The 19,506-nt window shown below is 68.1% G+C and carries 16 protein-coding genes; 12 read left to right on the top strand and 4 right to left on the bottom strand.

From position 1 onward, the window contains the following. Positions 1-128: 128 nt before the first annotated feature. The 4 genes from deoC to E9536_RS21215 all read left to right on the top strand — a co-directional run bounded on the left by deoC (position 129) and on the right by E9536_RS21215 (position 4,403). A complete protein-coding gene (deoC, locus tag E9536_RS21230) occupies positions 129-809 on the top strand; it encodes a deoxyribose-phosphate aldolase (RefSeq protein WP_136470582.1) in 681 nt (226 codons plus the stop codon). A 347-nt stretch (positions 810-1,156) separates the two neighbouring features. Further along, complete coding sequence (locus E9536_RS21225) at positions 1,157-2,692, top strand: catalase (protein ID WP_136470581.1); 1,536 nt, start codon at positions 1,157-1,159, stop codon at positions 2,690-2,692. A 93-nt stretch (positions 2,693-2,785) separates the two neighbouring features. Next, complete coding sequence (locus E9536_RS21220; RefSeq protein WP_034196263.1) at positions 2,786-3,427, top strand: ankyrin repeat domain-containing protein; 642 nt, start codon at positions 2,786-2,788, stop codon at positions 3,425-3,427. Positions 3,428-3,536: 109 nt separating this feature from the next. Beyond that, a complete protein-coding gene (locus E9536_RS21215) occupies positions 3,537-4,403 on the top strand; it encodes a DUF2071 domain-containing protein (protein ID WP_136470580.1) in 867 nt (288 codons plus the stop codon). Between the two features lie 8 nt (positions 4,404-4,411). Here E9536_RS21215 and E9536_RS21210 read toward each other — a convergent pair whose 3' ends face one another. Together E9536_RS21210 and E9536_RS21205 are read right to left on the bottom strand one after the other, a co-directional pair. After that, positions 4,412-5,359: an ATP-binding protein gene (locus E9536_RS21210; RefSeq protein ID WP_211097484.1), complete on the bottom strand. Its 948-nt coding sequence runs from the start codon at positions 5,357-5,359 to the stop codon at positions 4,412-4,414. 26 nt (positions 5,360-5,385) lie between these two features. After that, positions 5,386-6,294 carry a DMT family transporter gene (locus E9536_RS21205; RefSeq protein WP_136470578.1) on the bottom strand — a complete coding sequence of 303 codons (909 nt, stop codon included), beginning with the start codon at positions 6,292-6,294 and terminating at the stop codon, positions 5,386-5,388. A gap of 90 nt (positions 6,295-6,384) precedes the next feature. Between E9536_RS21205 and E9536_RS21200 the strand changes: the two genes are divergently transcribed. Then, the gene (locus tag E9536_RS21200) at positions 6,385-7,185 is read left to right on the top strand and encodes a helix-turn-helix transcriptional regulator (RefSeq protein ID WP_059555884.1); all 801 of its coding nucleotides are present in this window, start codon (positions 6,385-6,387) and stop codon (positions 7,183-7,185) included. A 32-nt stretch (positions 7,186-7,217) separates the two neighbouring features. Here E9536_RS21200 and E9536_RS21195 read toward each other — a convergent pair whose 3' ends face one another. Beyond that, positions 7,218-7,703, bottom strand: coding sequence for an anthrone oxygenase family protein (locus tag E9536_RS21195; protein WP_060317709.1), 486 nt, complete (start codon positions 7,701-7,703; stop codon positions 7,218-7,220). Then, positions 7,700-8,530 (bottom strand): NmrA family transcriptional regulator, encoded by an 831-nt coding sequence (locus E9536_RS21190; protein ID WP_136470577.1) that lies wholly within the window; start codon positions 8,528-8,530, stop codon positions 7,700-7,702. Before E9536_RS21190 ends, E9536_RS21195 begins: the two co-directional genes overlap by 4 nt. A 94-nt stretch (positions 8,531-8,624) precedes the next feature. Between E9536_RS21190 and E9536_RS21185 the strand changes: the two genes are divergently transcribed. The 7 genes from E9536_RS21185 (at position 8,625) to E9536_RS21155 (ending at position 19,500) form a co-directional block, all read left to right on the top strand. Next, positions 8,625-9,296, top strand: a complete 672-nt coding sequence (locus E9536_RS21185; protein ID WP_124546697.1) for a TetR/AcrR family transcriptional regulator — start codon at positions 8,625-8,627, stop codon at positions 9,294-9,296. 726 nt (positions 9,297-10,022) lie between these two features. Continuing rightward, the gene (locus tag E9536_RS21180) at positions 10,023-11,684 is read left to right on the top strand and encodes an AMP-binding protein (RefSeq protein ID WP_136470576.1); all 1,662 of its coding nucleotides are present in this window, start codon (positions 10,023-10,025) and stop codon (positions 11,682-11,684) included. After that, a complete protein-coding gene (locus E9536_RS21175; RefSeq protein ID WP_136470575.1) occupies positions 11,681-12,568 on the top strand; it encodes a hypothetical protein in 888 nt (295 codons plus the stop codon). Before E9536_RS21180 ends, E9536_RS21175 begins: the two co-directional genes overlap by 4 nt. Next, positions 12,547-13,677 carry a 3-oxoacyl-ACP synthase III family protein gene (locus E9536_RS21170; RefSeq protein WP_168799560.1) on the top strand — a complete coding sequence of 377 codons (1,131 nt, stop codon included), beginning with the start codon at positions 12,547-12,549 and terminating at the stop codon, positions 13,675-13,677. The genes E9536_RS21175 and E9536_RS21170 overlap by 22 nt, the downstream gene beginning before the upstream one ends. Then, a complete protein-coding gene (locus tag E9536_RS21165; protein ID WP_060358667.1) occupies positions 13,674-14,672 on the top strand; it encodes a ketoacyl-ACP synthase III in 999 nt (332 codons plus the stop codon). The genes E9536_RS21170 and E9536_RS21165 overlap by 4 nt, the downstream gene beginning before the upstream one ends. Positions 14,673-14,677: 5 nt before the next feature. Further along, complete coding sequence (locus E9536_RS21160; protein WP_059524875.1) at positions 14,678-15,574, top strand: MBL fold metallo-hydrolase; 897 nt, start codon at positions 14,678-14,680, stop codon at positions 15,572-15,574. Positions 15,575-15,663: 89 nt separating this feature from the next. Continuing rightward, positions 15,664-19,500, top strand: a complete 3,837-nt coding sequence (locus E9536_RS21155) for an AMP-binding protein (RefSeq protein WP_136470573.1) — start codon at positions 15,664-15,666, stop codon at positions 19,498-19,500. The last annotated feature ends 6 nt before the right edge of the window (positions 19,501-19,506 follow it).

Raw genomic sequence — 19,506 nt, 5'->3', positions numbered from 1 at the left:
CGCCGCGTCCGTCGCTTGTCGTGCCGGGCGCGCGGGCCCGGCCGGAATGTCGTATTTGTAACAAACCGATGTGAAAACATCAACTTTCCGTGTGCCCTTCCGGCACACGATCCGTGGAGTCCTGAAACATGCCGCTTTCCAACGCCCAACTCGCTCAAACCATCGATCACACGCTGCTCGCGCCCGACGCGAGCGACGCGCAGATCCGCGACCTCTGCCGCCAGGCGGCCGAGCATCGCTTTTACTCGGTCTGCGTGAATTCGGCGAACGTGCCGCTCGCCGCGCGCGAGCTGGCCGATACCGGCGTGCTCGTCTGCGCCGTGGTGGGTTTTCCGCTCGGCGCGGGGCTGTCGGCCGCCAAGGCATTCGAAGCCACCGCCGCGATCGCGGCGGGCGCCGGCGAGATCGACATGGTGATCAACATCGGCGCGCTGAAGAGCGGCCGCGCCGACGACGTGAAGGCCGACATCGAAGCCGTGCACCATGCCTGCGGTGCGGTGCCGCTCAAGGTGATCCTCGAAACGGGGCTGCTGACCGACGACGAGAAGGTGCGCGTGTGCGAGATGTGCCGCGATCTCGGCGTCGCGTTCGTGAAGACGTCGACCGGGTTCGGCCACGGCGGCGCGACGCTCGCGGATGTCGCGCTGATGCGCCGCACGGTCGGCCCCGTGCTCGGCGTGAAGGCATCGGGCGGCGTGCGCGACCGCGCGGCCGCGCTGGCGATGATCGAGGCCGGCGCGACGCGGCTCGGCACGAGTTCGGGGGTGGCGATCGTCACCGATCAGGGCGGCGCCGAATCGGCGTATTGACGACGCGGACAACCGACGGCTGCGGTGGTGCACCTCGCGCCGCCGCTGCTACCGCGCGCGTTGTCGATCCTCTTCAGCGGCTTTGCAGTCGGCACGATCATCGCGTCATCGATCCGCTTCCATACACGTACCGCACGACTTCAGATCGATAGAGCATCCGTGGCCCGTATCGCGTTGTCCTGCTGCCCGGCGGCCGGCCATAAAATAACTTAGTTAGCCGAATCATATGCGATAAAAAACGATCACCTATCACTCAATTAGAGAGATTCAATTGGCATCGCGCATGTCGACGAGACTACAGTTCGGCGGGGTCTTCCCCCGAATTTCATCCAAGGAACCTCATCGATATGTCAAACACCGCGAATCGCTTCTTGCAGAGCATGATTGCCGCGGCCTGCGTCGCATTGGCCTCTTCCTCACACGCTGCCGAACTGACGCGCGACAACGGCTCGCCCGTCGGCGACAACCAGAATTCGCAGACAGCCGGGCCGAACGGGCCGGTGCTCCTGCAAGACTCGCATCTCATCGAAAAACTCCAGCGCTTCGATCGCGAACGCATCCCCGAGCGTGTCGTGCATGCCCGCGGCACCGGCGCGTTCGGCGAATTCGTGCCGAGCGCCGACATCAGCGACCTGACGACGGCCAAGGTCTTCACGCCCGGCACGAAAACGCCCGTATTCGTCCGCTTCTCGACCGTGATGGGTTATCGCGGCTCGCCCGAGCAGGCGCGCGATCCGCGCGGTTTCGCCGTGAAGTTCTATACGGAACAGGGCAACTGGGATCTGGTCGGGATCAACCTGCCGATCTTCTTCATCCGCGACGCGATCAAGTTCCCGGACTTCGTCCACGCGAACAAGCCGAGCGCGGTCACCGGCGTGCAGGATGCGAACCTCGCGTTCGATTTCTTCGCGCACGCGCCCGAAGCAACCAGCATGCTGACCCGGCTGTACTCGATCGAGGGCATGCCCGATTCGTACCGGAACATGGACGGCTACGGCGTGCACGCATTCAAGTTCGTCAACGCCGACGGCAAGTACACGTACGTGAAGTTCCACTGGAAAAGCGCGCAAGGGATGCACGGGCTGCGCCCGAAGGACATCCCCGGTTCGATCGGTGCCGACTGGAACCTGATGACGAACGACCTGTATGGCGCACTGAAGGCGGGCAACGCACCGAAGTGGGATCTCTACATCCAGGTGCTGAAGCCGTCCGAGCTCGACACGTTCGACTTCAACCCGCTCGACGACACCAAGGTATGGACCGGCGTGCCGGAGCGCAAGATCGGGACGCTGACGCTGAACCGTGTACCGGACAACTACTTCGAGTCGACCGAGGAATCCGCCTTTGCCCCGTCGCGGATGGTGCCCGGCATCGAGCCGTCGGAAGACCGGATGCTGCAGGGCCGGATGTTCTCGTACGCCGATACGCAGATGTACCGCCTCGGCGCGAACTTCAACCAGTTGCCGATCAACCGTCCGCGCGTGCCCGTCACGAACAACAACCAGGACGGCGCGATGAACTTCGGCGACCGCAAGGGCGAAGTGAACTACGAGCCGTCGGCGCTGAACGAACTCGCGCAGAACCCGCGTTACAAGTCGGTCCAGACGCCGCTTGCCGGCACGACGCAACAAGCCGCGATCCGCAAGACGCTGAACTTCCGGCAGGCGGGCGAGTACTACCGCACGCTGCCCGCGCAGGAGCGGCAGGATCTGGTGACCGCGTTGTCGGGTGACCTGAACCACGTGACGAACGACGCGAACAAGTACGCGATGCTGTCGTACTTCTACAAGGCCGATGCGGACTACGGGACACGCCTGGCGCGTGCCACGCACGCCGACCTGACCCGCGTGAAATCGCTCGCCGACAAACTCGTCGAGAACTGATCGGGCAACCCCGCGAAGGCTGCCGGTGCGGCCTTCGCGTCCCGCCCCATCGATCCGATTGCGCCGCGCGGCCACGCGCGGCGCGCATTGCTGATGAAGAATCGACTCCGAACCGCCCTCTCCCGCGCGCTCGCGATCGCCGGAGCCGCCGTGCTCGCGGCCTGCGCACAAACCGCGCCGCCCGCGGCCGTGCCGCACCCCGATGCGCACGCCGACCTGCGCCGCTATGACGACGCATGGTTTGCCGCCGCGCGCCTCGGTCGCATCGACATCCTGCAGGCACTCGTCGACGCGCGCTATCCGATCGACGCGACGACACGCGAAGGTTATACGGCGGTCATCCTGGCCGCCTACCGCGACCAGCCTGCAACGCTCGACTATCTGCTGCGCAACGGCGCGGACCCGTGTCTCGGCGATCGTCACGGCAACACGGCCCTGATGGGCGCGCTGTTCAAGGGCGAGACCGCGATCGCGAAACGGCTGGCCGACACGCACTGCCCGATCGACCAGACCAATCACGCCGGCGAAACGGCGCTGTCGTTCGCCGCGCTGTTCGGCCGCCTCGACATGCTGCCGGTACTCGTCGCACATGGCGCGAACCCCGATCACGTCGATGCGCTCGGCCGCACCGCACTGCAGAACGCGATCCTGCAAGGCAACGACGCCGCGGTTGCCGCACTGGAAAAGGTTGGCGCGACACCGAATGCCGATGTGACGTTGCGCTCGAGGCCGTGACCGCTCGACCTTGAACCGGCCGTCGAGGGCATGATCTCCGAACGGCAAAGGCGGGCACCGACCGTTTCGACGAAGGCGCCTCTTCCGCCCGCTCCGCGACATCGGCACAATGCCGGTCATGCGCCAAGACAACGCCTTCGTTTACCCGTCCGCCGGCCCCGTCGGCCGCCTCGCCAACCGGCTCGTCGCGAGCCGCCCGCTGCTGCGCGCACGCCGCGCGCTGCTGTCGCGGCTGCCGTTCCTGCAACTCGCGAGCGAAGTCGAGAACGTCGTGTACTGCACCTGGCTCGTCGATGTCGCCGCCGTCGCGCACCTGGTGCCGCGCGGCGTCACGGTCGCGAGCCGCGACGGCCGCACGCCGTTCACGATCCTCACCTATGCGCACCGCCATTTCGGCCCGCGTATCGCGGGCCCGCTGCGACGCGTGTTCCCGTCGCCGCTGCAAAGCAACTGGCGGCTTTACGTCGATGCGCTGCCGGGTGGCGTGCCGGCCGATCGCACGGTGCTGTTCGTGAAGAACGTGTTCGATCATCCGCTCTATGCGCTCGGCAGCCGGCTCTTCAGCGACGCGCTGCCGTCGCATCTCGCCGCGCGCTTCACCCATGCCGCGCAGGACGGGCGTTATCGAACGCTGCTGTCAGGCGGAACCGGAAGCGCGCCCGATTTCCACTGCTCGGCGGCCGTGTCGAACGACGACACGCTACCCGCCGCGTTCGCGCCGTTCTTCGGAAGCTGGCGCGACGCCGTCGCCTACCTGTCGCTGCAGCACGCGGCCGTCGCGCATGTCGCGGACTGCGACGGCCTCGCCCATGCGTCGATCGACCTGCCGATCGACATCGATGCGGTCCGGCCGCTGAAACCGGTCGAACCGGTCGGCGGCGGCGCCTTCCTCTCGCGGATCGGCGCGACCGGCGAACCGCTGTGCTTCGTCGTGCCGGATGTTGCGTTCCGCGTGTTGTCGGAGCGGGTGCTGTAACGCCCCGCTCAACCCGTGCGCCGCGCGTGCGCGGGTTCGTCCGCGTCGCGTTCGTCCGCCAGCCGCCCGAGGTAATCCCGCACGAACTGCCCGGCAATCCGCCCCGACCGCGCACCGCGTTCCAGCGCCCACTGCAGCGCCGGTTCGCGCGCCGCGCGGATCTGCTCCGCATCGAACCCGGCTTCGCCGAGCCGGCTTTCGACGACGGCCAGGTACGCATCCTGCGTGAACCCGTAGAACGTCACCCAGATCCCGAAGCGCTCGGACAACGAAATCCGCTCCTCGACCGCGTCGCCCGGATGCAGTTCGCCGTTCTCCGCGCGCGACACGTTCGCGTTGTCGCTCGCCTGCTCGGGCATCAGGTGGCGGCGATTCGACGTCGCGTACACGAGCACGTTCGACAGGTCGCTCGCGACGGAGCCGTCGAGCACTGTCTTGAGCTCCTTGTAACCGGTCTCGCCGGCCTCGAACGACAGGTCGTCGCAGAACACGATGTACCGCTCAGGCCGCGCACGCACCAGCTCGACGATCGCCGGCAGATCGCTCAGCCGCTCCTTGCCGACCTCGATCAGCCGCAGCCCGTGCGGCGCGAACGCGTGCAGGCACGCTTTCACGATCGACGACTTCCCGGTGCCGCGCGCGCCGGTCAACAGCACGTGATTGGCCGCGAACCCGCGTACGAACTGCCGCGTGTTCCGTTCGACGATCGCCACCTGACGCTCGACGTTGCGCAGCGCATCGAACGTTATCAGCGCGGGCGCCGCGACCGGTTCGAGCGGCGCCGTGCGCGGCCCGCCGTCGAAACCGCGCCAGCGGAACGCGACGGCCGCGTCGAAATCGACGGCCGCCGGCCGGCCGGTGCCCGCGAGTGCCTCGAGCGCGGTCGCGATCCGTTCGAGCTGATGCGCGAGCGCCGGACCGTCGACGGATGCGTGCGCGTCCGGCAGCGCGGCCATCAGGTTCTGCATGTCGCGGTCGCCGCTCATTGCCGTACTCCCTGCGACGCACTCGCGTGGAACGGGAACCGCTGCGCGATCGCCACGCCGACGAGCGCGACGCCACCGCCGATCAGGTGATACAGCCGCAGCGATTCGCCGAGCAGCACGATCGCGCCGCCGGCCGTCATCACCGGCAGCAGGTTCATGAACATCGCGCAGCGGCTCGGGCCGAGCAGCCGCACGCCCTGCATCCACAGGTACGGCAGCACGACCGACGCCAGCACGCCGGCATACAGGATCAGCGGCACGCTCGCGCGGGTCGGCCACGCCGCCTGCGCGGGCAAGCGCAGCAGCATCGGCACCATGAACATGAGCGCGGCGAGCGCCTGCACGTAGGTCGACTGCCACGCCGGCAGCGCGCCGATGCGCCAGCGCTTGAGCAGCACGCCGTACAGCGCATACGCGGCCGACGCGGCCAGCATCAGCAGGTCGCCCGCATGCACGCCGCGCGCGGCGATCGTCGTCGGGTGCCCCTCGGCGATCAGGTAGACGACGCCCGCGAGCGACAGCACCCCGCCGCCGATCATGCCGGCCCCCGGCGGATCGCCGAGCAGCAGCGAGCTGAGCGCCATCGTCATCAGCGGCACGAGCGCCGTGATGATCGCCATGTTGGTCGCGCTCGTCGTTTTCGCGGCCTCGTAGGACAGGCTCTGGAACAGCGCCATCGCGAGAAAACCGAGCACCGCGAGCTTCGGCAGGTGCGCGACGAGCGCCGCGCGGTTGCGCCACGCGGGGCGCAGCGTGAACACGCTCATCAGCGCGACGGCGAGCAGCAGCCGGTAGAACGTGATCGCCGACGGGTCGATCGTCGATGCCGACAGCTTCGACACGACCACGTTGCCGGCCCACAGCGCGATCGCGCAGAAGGGAAACAGAAAAGGAGGCTTGTTCATCGCGTTTGACGGATTAATATCGTGGCAGGGTGCGGGCGTGAATCGGAACGCCATCGTGCCCGCCCGCCCAACTGCCTGTCTCACGCCAAAATGTCAGGACTTGTCGCCAATCGGACACTCGAGCCCACCCCGCCGCTTGCGCACCTGCGCTACGAATCGACGCCGATGCCCGTGTCGGCGATGGCGGCGGCATACCCGCACGGCACGTCGATACCGACGCACTGCCATCGCCGCGCGCAACTGCTCTATGCGATCGAGGGCGTGATGCACGTGCAGTCCGAGGGCGCGTCGTGGGTCGTGCCGCCCACGCGCGGCGTGTGGCTCGAAGCCGGCCTCGACCACACGGTGCAGATGAGCGGCGACGTGCAGATGCGCACCGTGTTCGTCGAACCGGGCACGGTCGAGCACCTGCCCGCGCGCAGTTGCGTGGTGGAAGTGCATCCGCTGCTGCGCGAGCTGATCCTCGCCGCGGTCGACGTGCCGCTCGACTACGCGCCGGGCTCGCGCCACGATCACCTGATGCACCTGCTCCTCGCCGAGGTGACGGTCGCGCCGCTGCTACCGCTGTACCTGCCGTGGCCGCACGACGCACGGCTGCGGACGATCTGCGACTCGCTCGTCGCCGCGCCCGACGATCCGCGCACGATCGCCGAATGGGCCGACCGGCTCGGCCTGTCGGTCCGTACGCTGCATCGCGCGTTCCGGCGCGAGACGGGGCTCAGCTTCCGCCGCTGGCGGGAGCAGGCGCGGCTGCTGCTCGCGCTCAAGCGCCTCGCGCACGGCGAGAAGGTGCTGACCGTCGCGATGGATCACGGCTACAGCAGCCAGAGCGCGTTCTCGGCGATGTTCAAGCGGCATTTCGGCGTGTCGCCGTCGGCGTTTTACGCGTAGCGCGTAGCGCGTGGCCGTGCGCGACGGGGGCGCTACCGCGCCGCGATCCCCGCGATGAAGAACACGCACGCGGCGGCCGACGCGACCGTGCGCACGTGATTCCACCTCGTCCAGTCGTGCACGTAGCGCGTCCACAGCGCGGCGCCGTGCGCGGTCGACGGATCGGCCGCGGCGAGCGCATCGTTGAGCGGCACGTTGACGGCCATCGTCACCGCGAACATGCCGAACACGTACAACACGCCGCCCGCGAGCGCGGCCATCGCCCCCGGCTGGCCGCGATCGAGCAGCGCGATCACGACCAGTGCCAGCGCCATCAGCGTCGTGACGAGGAACAGCGGCATGAACGGCGAACGCACGATGTCGACGTTGATCGCGTTCATCGCGGCCACGCCGGCATGCGGCGCGATCCGTCCGAGCGACGTCATCACGAACGTCGAAAACGCGAAGTACACGCCGGCCATCAGCCCGCAGCCGACGGCCGAGCCCCACAGCAGGACGGGTGTCACGAACGCGATCATGATCGTGCGCTCCACACGCCGGTCGCGGCCGTCGCGCGCGCATAGTCGGCGAAGTCGCGTGCCGGCCGCCCGAGCGTCGCTTCGATGCCGTGCGTCACCGCGCTGTTGCGCCCGTCGAGCACCACGCCGAACAGATCGTCGAGCAGCGCGACGACCGGCTCCGGTACGCCGGCCTCGCGCAGTCCGGCCACGAACGCATCGGCCGGAATCTCGCGATAGACGACCGGCCGGCCGGCGGCCCGCGCGATCTCGCCGACCGCTTCGGCGAACGTCAGCGCGCGCGGGCCCGTAACCTCGATCACGCGGTTCGCGAAGCGCGCATCGGTGAGCGCGGCCACCGCGACGTCCGCGATGTCGTCCGCATCGACGAACGGCTCGCGCACCGCGCCGGCCGGCAGCGCGACTTCGCCGGCCAGCACGCCGTCGATCAGGTAGCCCTCGGAGAAGTTCTGGTTGAACCAGCTCGCGCGCACCACGCCCCAGCCCACACCCGACGCCTGCAGCGCGGCCTCCGCCGCCTGCGCGCGCGGCTCGCCGCGCCCGGACAGCAGCACGACGCGCTCGACACCGCTTTCCCGCGCCAGCCGCGCGAACGCGGCGATCGCCTCCACCGCGCCCACGATCGCCAGATCGGGCTGGTAGGTCACGTACGCGGCCGACACGCCCGCGAGCGCGGCGGGCCACGTCTCGGGCGCCGTCCAGTCGAAGCGGACGGCCGACGTGCGCGACACGGGCCGGGTCGCGATGCCGCGCGCGCGCAGCCGTGCATCGACGCGGGCGCCCGTCTTGCCCGAACCGCCGACGATGAGGGTGGGAAGTGCCGACATGACCGTCTCCTTTGACAAAAATGCGAGAACGTCTCGCGTTTTGAAAACACGATAGACTCTCGCATTAGCAACGTCAAGTTTTTCTGGAGGCGGCATGGGCCGACAAAAATCGGGGCAAAACGACGAGCCCGACGCGGCGGCAGCGGCATCGGATATGCCGGCGCGCGCGCGACTGGTACCGACGCAGCAGCGCAGCCGCGAGCGGTTCGAGCGCATTCTCGCGAGCGCGTCGGAGGTGATGATCGAGAAAGGCTGCGACGCGTTCCGGATGAGCGACATCGTCGAGCGCACGGGCATCTCGTTCGGTTCGCTGTACCAGTACTTCCCGGACAAGGCGGCCGTGATCGGCACGCTCGCGGAGCGCTACAACGAAGCCGGACACGACTGCGTACGGCGCGATCTCGCCGCGATGAAATCGCTCGACGACCTGCACGCCACGCTCGCCCGCATCACGGACAGCTATTACCGGATGTTCGTCGACGAGCCGCTGATGCGCGACATCTGGCGGGCCACGCAGGCCGACCGCGCACTGCAGGCGCTCGACCGGGCGGACGGCGAGTTTCTGGCGGGGCTGTTGGCGGATGCGCTGCGGGAACTCGCACCGGCGGTGCCCGACGCGCAGTTGGCGGCGTTCTCGGAATTGACGATGGTGTTGATCGCCGCGGCGGTGCGACATGCGATCGAGTTGCCGCCGAAGGCGGCGCGCAGGATTCTCGCGATGTTCAAGCAAACCTTGCCGGAAAATCTTTCCGTGCTTGACAGCTAGGCCGCGCACGAATTTCATAATCGGGAAATTCTCATTCCCCGTTCATTATTGAATATTCGCCAATATAATTACAAAAAAACCAAGGGCGCAACGCGAGACCCCGGCGCCTGCATCCCTGAGTCTCCGTTCAATCCGATTCAAAGCTCCGCTACGCTCGAAAGCGCGGAGCTTTCTTTTTTTGCGCAATGCAATCCGCTTCGTGAAGCGACGCGCGTTTCGCGCCGGTGAACTCCGCGACGCTTTATTCAGCGTTGCGGCAGCCAGACTCCGCCGGAGTCAACAAATCGCGAGATGATTTACCGGAATAGATTAATTAAAAGATGACGATGATCAATGGAATCGATTTCAATCAATAATCACAATCATCCATCGATTCTTCCATTTACTTTTCAATATTGCTTCCGCTAAGCTTGCGCCAGGATTTTTTTGACGCCGACCAGATTGATCGACGAATTTCAGATTCAGGCGAATTTGAATTAAATCGATCGATTATTGTTTATTTTGAAAATCAAATGAGACGATATCACTCCACCGAAACCGGCCAGCCTTCATCCGGTTGACCGGGCACGCCGTGCGTCGCTCGGCGACAGGTGCCTGCCGCCCCGACCACATCTCTTTGGCATCGCGACTCAGGCTGCGCGGGCTGCGTCCGGTCATGGCGCACGGCCCGCGCGGCACCGCACCGCTATCGCGAACTTCGAACTCACACTCTTGCGAGCGCTGACGATGGACGACTTTTGCCGCGCGAATTTGCCCCCTGCCGAGGATTGGCCGACGTTCGTCTTCGAATTGCCGGGGCTGCAGTTTCCGCCGTTTCTCAATTGCGCCGCCGCGCTGCTGGATACCGCCGTCGACGAGCGCGGCTGGGGCGATCGCGTGGCGATCACGACCGGGTCGGGCATCACGTGGTCGTATCGCGATTTGCGCGATGCCGCCAACCGGATCGCCAACCTGCTCGTCCATGACGGGGGCCTCGTGGCCGGCAATCGGGTGCTGCTGCACGGCGCGAATCACCCGATGCTGGCCGCCGCGTGGTTCGGCGTGGTCAAGGCCGGCGGCGTCGCCGTCGCAACGATGCCGAAGCTGCGCGCGGGAGAACTGTCGACCATCATCGGGCGGGCCCGGGTCACGCACGTCATCTGCGAAGCCGGGCTGTCCGCAGAACTCGACGCGGCGATGGCGAGCCTGCAGTGGCGCGGCGACGTTCGACGCTACGACACGGACGACACGCATCCGCACGCGCGCTGGCTCGACGGCCATTCGGCGGCATTCGCGGCCGCCGAAACACGCGCGGACGATCCCTGCCTGATCGCGTTCACGTCGGGAACGACCGGCGAACCGAAGGCAACCGTCCATTTTCATCGCGACGTGATGGCGGCCTGCCACTGCTTTCCGCAGCACGTGCTCCGGCCCACGGCCGACGACGTCTTCTGCGGATCGCCGCCGCTCGCGTTCACGTTCGGCCTCGGCGCGCTGCTGCTGTTTCCGGTCAGCGTCGGCGCGAGCGTCGTGCTGTTGCCGAAAGCGGGCCCGGAACAGCTGCTGGCCGCCGTCGAGCGGCATCGGGTCAGCATCCTGTTTACAGCGCCGGCGGCCTATCGGGCCATGCTCGACCATCTCGACCAGCGTGACCCGTGCGACATCTCGTCCCTGCGCAAATGCGTGTCGGCGGGCGAAGCGCTGCCGCCATGGACGCGCGATGCGTGGCAGATCCGCACCGGCCTGCACCTGATCGACGGCATCGGGTCGACCGAGATGCTGCACATCTTCGCGTCGACGGGCGACACCGGCACGAAGGACGGCGCGATCGGCAAGGCGGTGCCCGGTTACCGCGTTGCCGTCGTGGACGAGCACGGCCAGTGCCTGCCGCCCTACGAGATCGGCTACCTGGCCGTGCAGGGGCCGACCGGATGCCGCTACCTGAACGACACGCGGCAACGCGACTACGTCAAGCACGGCTGGAACCTGACGGGCGACAGCGCCTACCTGGACGAGGACGGCTATCTGTTCTACCAGGCACGCGCGGACGACATGATCATCACCTCCGGCTACACGGTGTCGCCCGGCGAAGTGGAGCAGGCGCTGCTGCGCCATCCGGATATCGCCGAATGCGGCGTCGTCGGGCAAGTCGACGAACGGGGCGGCACGCTCATCTGCGCGCACGTGGTGCTGCGCCCGGGCGTCGACGGCTCGGACGCGTTGACGACGCAGCTTCAGCAGCACGTGAAAAGCGTGATTGCGCCATACAAGTGCCCGCATCGCGTGGCCTATCACGCCGGTTTACCGCGCAACGAATCGGGCAAATTGCGGCGCGCCGTGCTCCGGCAGGCGGGTCATGGCGCGGCGCGTTCCATGAATCAAGCAGTCCAAAGCGAAGAAATCCTATGAAAATTCTCGGCGCCGCGGCGGCCGTTCCGGCCCCCGCGACCACCGCGCAATCCTGCGCGAACGACTACGCGATCAAGGCGGCCAGGCAGGCGCTGCAACAAGCCGGTTGCCTGCCGTCGGAACTGGATCTGATCGTCAGCCTGTCGATCTCCCCCAGCCGGATGGCGGACGCCCCGTCGATCGCGGGCCCGCGGCTCGCGCACCCCGTGCAGCGCGACCTGCGTGCGCGACATGCGGCCGTGTTCGACCTGCTCGATGCGGACTGGACGCTCGCACTCGATCTCGCGCAAAGCCATTGCCGGCAGCTCGGCTATCGGCGCGCGCTCGTCGTTCGCGCGGAAGCGCTCGCGGACGTCGAGCAGGTGGCCGAGAGCGGCTTCGCCGACGGTGCGGGCGCGATCGTGCTGACGCCGTCCGGCCATGACCGCGCTTATGCGAGCCGCTACGCGGATCTCGATTCCCCGCCGTTCGCGACGCTCGACGCGCTCGCGCCCCGGCGCGTGAACGGCAGCCTGTCGCTGGCCCGCTTCGAAAGCCGGTTCGATCGCACCACCGGCCGGTTCGACGCCGAACCGGCCAATGCGGGCGCCGCGGTCAACGCAATGCTCGACGCGGCGCAAAGCCGTATCGACCGGCGTGCCGCCACACTGTTCTGCGAATCGTGGCTGGGCGGATGGCCGTCGATCGCCACCGGCGCGCGGGATGCTTTCCGCGTCGACGTCGTCACCGGTCCGGCGGAGATTCCGAACCCGTTCCAGCTGCCCGCGTGGCTCGCGTCGCGCGTCGCAGATTCGATTTCGTTGCGCGACGATGAACGGACGGTGATCGCCATGACACTGGACCCGTTCCGGCCGCGCATCGCCTGCAGCACGATGGAGGTCTGACGGTGCACAACGTCCGAATCGCAAGTCTCGCCTGCCGCCTGCCGGCCCGCCAGGTCCCCAACGACGATCCCGTCTTCGCGGGCGTCGAGCCCATTCCGGCGGAATGGTGGCAATTCTGGGGCATCGAATCGCGCCACATGATCGACCCCGATGCCGGCGAATCCGAGCTGGCGCTGGCCGAGCGCACGGCCCGCGACGCCCTCGCGCGTGCCGGCGTGGAACCCGCCGAACTCGACCTGGTGCTGTTCAACATGACGTCGCCGTTCGTGTCGCTCGCCGACGGCCGGCGCCGGTTCGCGCCGCGGCTCGCGCGCGCGCTGCGCGACCGGCTCGGCGCCACGCGCGCGCTCGATGCCGATATCGAGATGGAATGCGCGAGCTTCGTGCTGCAACTGCAGCTCGCCGCCAACCTCATCAAGCAGGGGCGCGTGAAACGGGCGCTGGTGTGCTCGTCCGAGCGCATGTCGGCGGTGGTCGACTACACGAGCAAGTCGTCGACGAACTTCGGCGACGGCGCGGCCGCGGCCGTGCTCGTCGCGGAGCCGGCCGACCCCGACGGCGCCGACTGGCTGGATGCCGCATATCACAGCGACGCCACCCGCTACGACCTCGTGACGATGCAGTGGCGCAATGCGCAGGCCGCGGCCGACGACGACGCGGAAACCGGCGCCGACAACCCGTTCGGCGTGTATTTCACGCTCAAGCCCGAAGCGCAGGAGGCGATCTCGCGTTTCATGCCGGTGGCCATTCCCGATATCGTCGAGCGGCTGCTGCACCGGAGCGGCACCGGCATCGCCGACGTCGATGCGATGGTGTTCCACCAGCCGTCCGCGCTGCTCGTGCGCTCATGGGCGCAGCGGCTCGGGCTCAGATCCGATCAGTACGTGATTCGCGTGGCCGATTGCGCGTGCCTCGTGTCGGCCGCCGTGCCGTTCGCGCTGGCCGAGTCGATCCGGCAGGGCGTGATCCGGCCGGGATCGAAGGTCGTGATTGCCGGCGCGGGCGCCGGCTGGGGCTTCGGTGCGCAATTGTGGCGCTGGGGCGAAACCGTCGTGTCCGATGCGGGCGGCACGGTCGCCGCCGTGACGGAACAGGAGGGTCAGGCATGAGCGCCCGTCTCGTCATCGCCGGGTTCGGCCATGCCCTGCCCGAGCGGATCGTCGGCAACGACGAAGTCGCCGGCATGATCGACACCAGCGACGCGTTCATTCGCGAACGCACCGGTGTCGTCGCGCGACGTTATCTCGGCCCCGATCAGCATCTGGCGGATCTCGCCTGCCCGGCCGCGGAACGCGCCATGGCCGATGCGGGCGTCACGGCGCACGACGTCGACCTGCTGATCGTCAATACGCTGTCGCCCGATCATCACGATCCGTCGCAGGCGTGCTACATCCAGCCCCGGCTCGGCTTGCGGGAGGTGCCGTGCTTCGACATCCGCGCGCAATGCAGCGGCGGGCTCTACGGGATCGAGATCGCGCGTCACTTCCTCGCGAGCGGCCTGTATCGCAACGTGCTGCTGGTCTGCGCCGAGGCGCTGTCGCGGCGCATCGACACGAGCAACGCCGGGCGCAACCTGTCGATCCTGCTGAGCGACGGCGCCGCCGCGCTGCTGCTGCAGGCGACGGACGAGCCCGCGCGCGGGCTGATCGACCTGACGCTCGGTGCCGACGGCACCCAGTTCGACCTGCTCGCCACCGAAGCGCCCGGCGCGCGGCGCCCGCGCTTCATCGACGCGGACGACATCGCGGCCGGCCGCCACCACTTCCGGATGAAAGGCGCGCCGATGTTCGAGGACGCGACGCGCCGCATCGTCGACGCATGCCGGCAGATGCTCGACAAGCACCGGCTGACGATCGGCGATATCGGCCTGGTCGTGCCGCACCAGCCGAACCTGCGCATCCTCGACGCGGTCATCGAGCGGCTCGGGCTGCCCCGCGAGCGCTGCATGATCTCCGTCGATCAACTGGGCAACATGGCGAGCGCGGCGTTTCCGGTCGCGCTCTCCCTCGCCCGCGAGCAAGGCCGCATGCCGGCCGGCCAGCTCAACCTCCTCGTGACCTACGGCGCGGGCGCGACGTGGGCCTGTGCGCTCTATCGGAGCTGAACGACATGCTGAACGCATCCCCCGGGTGGATCGAGCCGCGGCTGGCGCTGATCGGCACCGCCGACGTGCCGCTGTACGTGATCGTCAACGACGAGGCCGCGACGCTGATCGAAGGCGGCCTGAGCGGCATGACGGCGCTCGTATGGCAGCAGCTTCACGACCTGCTGCGGGACTTCGGCGGCATCCGGCATTTGCGCTACTGGCTGATCACCCACTCGCACTATGACCATTGCAGCCTGCTGATGACGCTCAAGTCGCGCATGCCGTGGCTCCATGTATCCGGTTCGCCCGACGCGTTCGACGCGTTCCAGAGCCCGTCGGCGTGCCGCACCATCCGCCAGCTCGACGAGCACGCGTCACGGTCGTGGGAACCCGCCGCCGGCGCCGATTTCACCGAGTTGTCCGACCTGCCGTTCTACCCGGTCAATCCGGGCGCGCAGCTCGATATCGGCGACGGGATGCAGATCCGCACGATCGCGCTGCCGGGCCACAGCCGCTGCCAGTTCGGCTACTACTGCCCGCAGCTGGACATCGGTTTCGTGTCGGATGCACTCGGCGAGTTTCAGGACGCCTCCCACTGGCTGCCGCTGGTCTTTCAGGACCTGTTTGCGTACCGGCACTCGCTGGACGTCATCGAACAGCTGCATGCACCGCGGCTTGCCCTGGGGCACCACGGCATCCTCACCGGCGAGCTCGCCCGGTCGGCCGCACGGCATGCGCGCGCGTGCCTCGATGCACGCGAGGCCGACGCACGCGCGGTTCGCGGCAACGCCGCCGCCACGCAGGCACTGGCCCACCAGTGGACGGCCCGTTACGCGGCAAGAAGCGAAAAGGTCGTGCCGCGTTTCCTGCATCTCAAAAGCATGACGCACATGATCGACCTGTTCCATCGCGCCGAATAGCCGTATCCGGATGTCCGCCGCGGCAACGCACGGGCGCCGGCCGGTGCGAGGCCCCTGCTCGCTGTTTTCATTCCTCTTCCGACGACATCATGACCACTGCGACCTTGCCGACTACGCTTGGCGAATTGCTTCAGAACCGCGCCGCCACACGCGGCGACCACACCGCCTACGTGTTCCTGAGCGGGCCGCCCGAGCAGGAACGGGCCGAATCGATGACCTTCTCCGAGCTCGACGTGCGCGCCCGCCGGGTCGCCGCGCTGCTGCGGCAGAACGCGGTCGACGTCGGCGACCGGGTGCTGCTGCTGTGCCGGCCGGGGCTCGATTACGTCGGCGCCTTCATGGGGTGCCTGTATGCGGGTGCGATCGCGGTGCCGGCCTACCCGCCGCGCAACAGGCAGCATATGGTGCGGATCGCCGGCATCGTCGAAAACGCGGGCGCCGACACGATCCTCTGCTCGGCCGAGGACCACGCGCGCTGCTCGACCTGGCTCGCCGATACCGACGCGTCTGGCAGCACGCTGCTCGACGTCGGCGGCGCGCAGGCGCTGGCTCCCGTGGATTCGCCCGCCGGTGTGCAGCCGTCCCACATCGCGTTTCTGCAATACACGTCGGGGACGACGGGCGCACCGAAAGGCGTGATGGTGAGTCACGCGAACCTGATCCACAACCTGGGGCTGATACGCGAATGGCTTGCGTATGACGAGTCGAGCACGATCGTCAGCTGGCTGCCGCCGTATCACGACATGGGCCTGATCGGCGTGATCCTGACGTCGCTCTACGGCGGCTTCCGCAGCGTGCTGATGGCCCCGGAACGGTTCATCCAGCATCCGTACCTGTGGCTGCGCGCGATCAGCCAGTACCGCGCGGACCTGACGGGCGCGCCCGATTTCGCGTACCGGATGTGCTGCCGGCGAGTTTCCGACGAACAACTGGCGACGCTCGACCTGTCGTGCCTGCGGGCCGCGTACAACGGCGCCGAGTCGGTGCGCGCCAGCACCCTGACGGATTTCTCGCAGCGCTTCGCGGCAGCCGGCTTCGCCGCCGACGGGTTCCTGCCGTGCTACGGGCTCGCGGAGGGTACGCTGTACGTCGCCGGCCGCACGGAACGGCACCCGGTCCGCACGCTGTGCGTCGACCAGGCTGCGCTCCAGCGGCAATCGGTGGTGTTGCGCAACGAGACCCTCGGCGTGTCGCCGCAGCCGCTGGACCGCCCGGGCGAGCGGGTTCTGGTCGGCGTGGGCCGCACCGACGGCGAGCAGCAGGTGATCGTGCGCGACCTGGAGACCAACGCGCGATGCGACGACCGGACCATCGGCGAAATCTGCGTGGCCGGCCCGAGCGTCGCCGCCGGCTACTGGCGGCTGGACGAGCAGACGCATTCGACCTTCCGTCACACGCTGGCCGGCGACCGCGACCAGGCATTCATGCGCACCGGCGATCTCGGCTTCATTCTGGATGACGAACTGTATGTCACCGGCCGGCTCAAGGACATGGTGATCCTCGCCGGCCGCAACTACTACTCGGAAGACATCGAGTACGCGCTGATCGTCGGCGTGCCGGAACTGGTGCCGAACGGCTGCGCGGCCTTCATGGACGACCAGGCCGACGCGGAACGCCTGATCGTCGTGGCAGAAGTCGAGCGCACGCAGCGCAAGGGCAATCTCGACAGCTTCATCGACGCGATTCGCCAGGCGATCTGGAACCGCCTCGACATCGGGCCGAGCAGGATCGTGCTGGTGTCGCCCGGCAGCGTGCCGAAGACGTCGAGCGGCAAGGTGCGCCGCAGCACGTGCCGCACGCAGCTGCACGACGGCGCGCTGACGATCCTCGCGCAGTGGGACGTCGACGCCGGCACGCAAACGCCGGCACCCGATCGCGAGCAGCCCGCGCGCCCGGCCGCCGGTGTCGACAAGCCGGCGGCCAACGATCGCGGGCGCGACGACGCCGCCACCGTCGACGAACTGAACGACTGGCTCAGGCACTACGCCCGCACGCGGATCGATTCGCGCACCATCGACGAGCGACGCACCATTCCGCCGCACGTCGTGCTCGATTTCGGCAACCGGGGCCTGCTCGGCATGCCGATCGACCGTTCGCATGGCGGGCTCGGGCTCGGCCACCGCGACATGGCGCGCGTGTTTGCGCAACTGGCCGCGATCGATTCGACGCTGGCTTTTTTCGTCGCCCTGAACAATACGCTCGGCATCGTGCCGATCATGCAGCACGCGCAGCCCGCGTTGCGCGACGAACTGCTGCCGAACCTCGCGAGCGGCCGGATGCTCGCCGCATTCGCGATCACGGAGCCGGCCGCGGGCTCGCATGTCCGCGCGATCGCCTCCCGCGCGCAGCGCACCGCGTCCGGCGACTGGCTGGTCACCGGCACCAAGCGCTGGAGCGGCTCGTCCGCGTGGGCGGGAATCATCAACGTGTTCGCGAAGCAGGCCGACGGCACGGGAATGGTCGGCCTGGCGGTACGCCCCGGCACGCCGGGCGTGCGGATCGGCGCCGAGGAGCTGACGATGGGCGTGCGCGGCATGATCCAGAATTCGCTGCATCTGGATCGGGCGCGGATCAGCGACGCGTGCCGGCTCGGCGACATCGGCCAGGGCATGTCCGTGGCGCAGCACGCGATGAACATCGCGCGCCTCGGCATCGCCGCCGTCAGCGTGGGCGGCATGAAGCGCTGTGCGCAGCTGATGCATCGCTACGGGGCGCGGCGCGAGGTCGCCACCGGGCTCCTGCTGGACAATCCGCTGAGCCGCCTGCGCCTGGGCGAGCTGCGCGACCGCATCGACGGGCTCGACGCGCTGGTCGAGCACCTGGCCACCGAACTGGACCTCGGCGTCACGTTGCCTGAAGACTGCCTGCTGATCGCGAAGATTCTCGGCTCCGAGCTGCTGTCGCAATCCGCCGACGAGCTGATGCAGTTCCTGGGCGGCCGCGGTTACATCGAGACCAACTTCGCGCCGCAGATCTTCCGCGACGCGCGCCTGACCCGCATCTTCGAGGGGCCGACCGAGACGCTGCTGGTTCACCTCGGCAGCCGTCTGCTGAACGGAAGCGACGAGCTTCCGCGCTATCTGGAAAGCGCGCTGGGCGCCGGCGTGCTGGCCACGGAGCTGCGCGAGCTTGGCGCCCAACTTTCGCAGGACGGGCTCGCCAATGCGGCGAAACTCGGCGGCGCCGCGCATGCCGCCGTCTGGGTCAATTACTGGCTCGGCACGGTCGCGCAATGGGGATTGCTGCTCGCGGTGACCGAACGTGCGGCTGCGGAGCAGCGCGTCGGTGACGGCGCGCTGCGCTGGGTGCAGCGCCGGTACGAACTCGCGATCGAGGCGGCGCAGCGGCAGGTCGGCCTGCGATCCGCACTGACCACGTCGGCGCAATTGCACGACTGGGCCGCGCGGATCGGGCTCGAGATCGGCGCGATCGAGCAAACGGTCCCGGGCGCAAGCCAGCTCGTCGATCCGTTGCTGGACGCCAATCCCGGCGAGCACCCGGCCGCCAGCATGCCCGACACCCCCGACGCGCCCGACACGCCGGCCGACGAAGACGCCGGTTCGGCACCGGCCCCGATCGCGAGCGAGCCGGCGAGCCTGCTCGATCGCCAGCAGGTTCATGCCGTCGAACAATGGCTCATCGCGTGGCTGGGCGAGCGCCTCAAGCACCGCAAGCTTCGATTGACGCGCGAGTCGACGTTCGCCGAGATCGGCTTCGACTCGATCCTCGCCGTCGAGATGACGATCGTATTCAGCGAGGCGTTCAGCGTGAGCGTCGATCCATCGGCGGTCTGGGACTACCCGTCCATTCGCGCGCTGGCCGCCCATCTCGCGCCCCGCACTCGCGGCGCCGCGCCGGCGGCGGTCGTGGCGCACGCCGATCCGGATGCTCCTTCAACCTTTGCAGCCCAACCTTCGATCCTGTGAGACCGT

This window comes from Burkholderia sp. LS-044, assembly GCF_004803625.1.
Classification (GTDB): Bacteria; Pseudomonadota; Gammaproteobacteria; order Burkholderiales; family Burkholderiaceae; genus Burkholderia; species Burkholderia cepacia.
The sequence above is the reverse complement of the archived record's forward strand: the minus strand, read 5'-3'. Positions and strand labels throughout refer to the sequence as shown.

Excerpts from the sequence above, each read along its gene's own strand:
- E9536_RS21180 (WP_136470576.1), top strand. The coding sequence starts at position 10,023 with ATGGACGACTTTTGCCGCGCGAATTTGCCCCCTGCCGAGGATTGGCCG.
- E9536_RS21225 (WP_136470581.1), top strand. The coding sequence starts at position 1,157 with ATGTCAAACACCGCGAATCGCTTCTTGCAGAGCATGATTGCCGCGGCC.
- E9536_RS21160 (WP_059524875.1), top strand. The coding sequence starts at position 14,678 with ATGCTGAACGCATCCCCCGGGTGGATCGAGCCGCGGCTGGCGCTGATC.
- E9536_RS21200 (WP_059555884.1), top strand. The coding sequence starts at position 6,385 with ATGTCAGGACTTGTCGCCAATCGGACACTCGAGCCCACCCCGCCGCTT.
- E9536_RS21190 (WP_136470577.1), bottom strand. The coding sequence starts at position 8,530 with ATGTCGGCACTTCCCACCCTCATCGTCGGCGGTTCGGGCAAGACGGGC.
- E9536_RS21195 (WP_060317709.1), bottom strand. The coding sequence starts at position 7,703 with ATGATCGCGTTCGTGACACCCGTCCTGCTGTGGGGCTCGGCCGTCGGC.
- E9536_RS21215 (WP_136470580.1), top strand. The coding sequence starts at position 3,537 with ATGCCGGTCATGCGCCAAGACAACGCCTTCGTTTACCCGTCCGCCGGC.
- E9536_RS21155 (WP_136470573.1), top strand. The coding sequence starts at position 15,664 with ATGACCACTGCGACCTTGCCGACTACGCTTGGCGAATTGCTTCAGAAC.
- E9536_RS21205 (WP_136470578.1), bottom strand. The coding sequence starts at position 6,294 with ATGAACAAGCCTCCTTTTCTGTTTCCCTTCTGCGCGATCGCGCTGTGG.
- E9536_RS21165 (WP_060358667.1), top strand. The coding sequence starts at position 13,674 with ATGAGCGCCCGTCTCGTCATCGCCGGGTTCGGCCATGCCCTGCCCGAG.
- E9536_RS21185 (WP_124546697.1), top strand. The coding sequence starts at position 8,625 with ATGGGCCGACAAAAATCGGGGCAAAACGACGAGCCCGACGCGGCGGCA.
- E9536_RS21220 (WP_034196263.1), top strand. The coding sequence starts at position 2,786 with ATGAAGAATCGACTCCGAACCGCCCTCTCCCGCGCGCTCGCGATCGCC.
- deoC (WP_136470582.1), top strand. The coding sequence starts at position 129 with ATGCCGCTTTCCAACGCCCAACTCGCTCAAACCATCGATCACACGCTG.
- E9536_RS21175 (WP_136470575.1), top strand. The coding sequence starts at position 11,681 with ATGAAAATTCTCGGCGCCGCGGCGGCCGTTCCGGCCCCCGCGACCACC.
- E9536_RS21210 (WP_211097484.1), bottom strand. The coding sequence starts at position 5,359 with ATGGCCGCGCTGCCGGACGCGCACGCATCCGTCGACGGTCCGGCGCTC.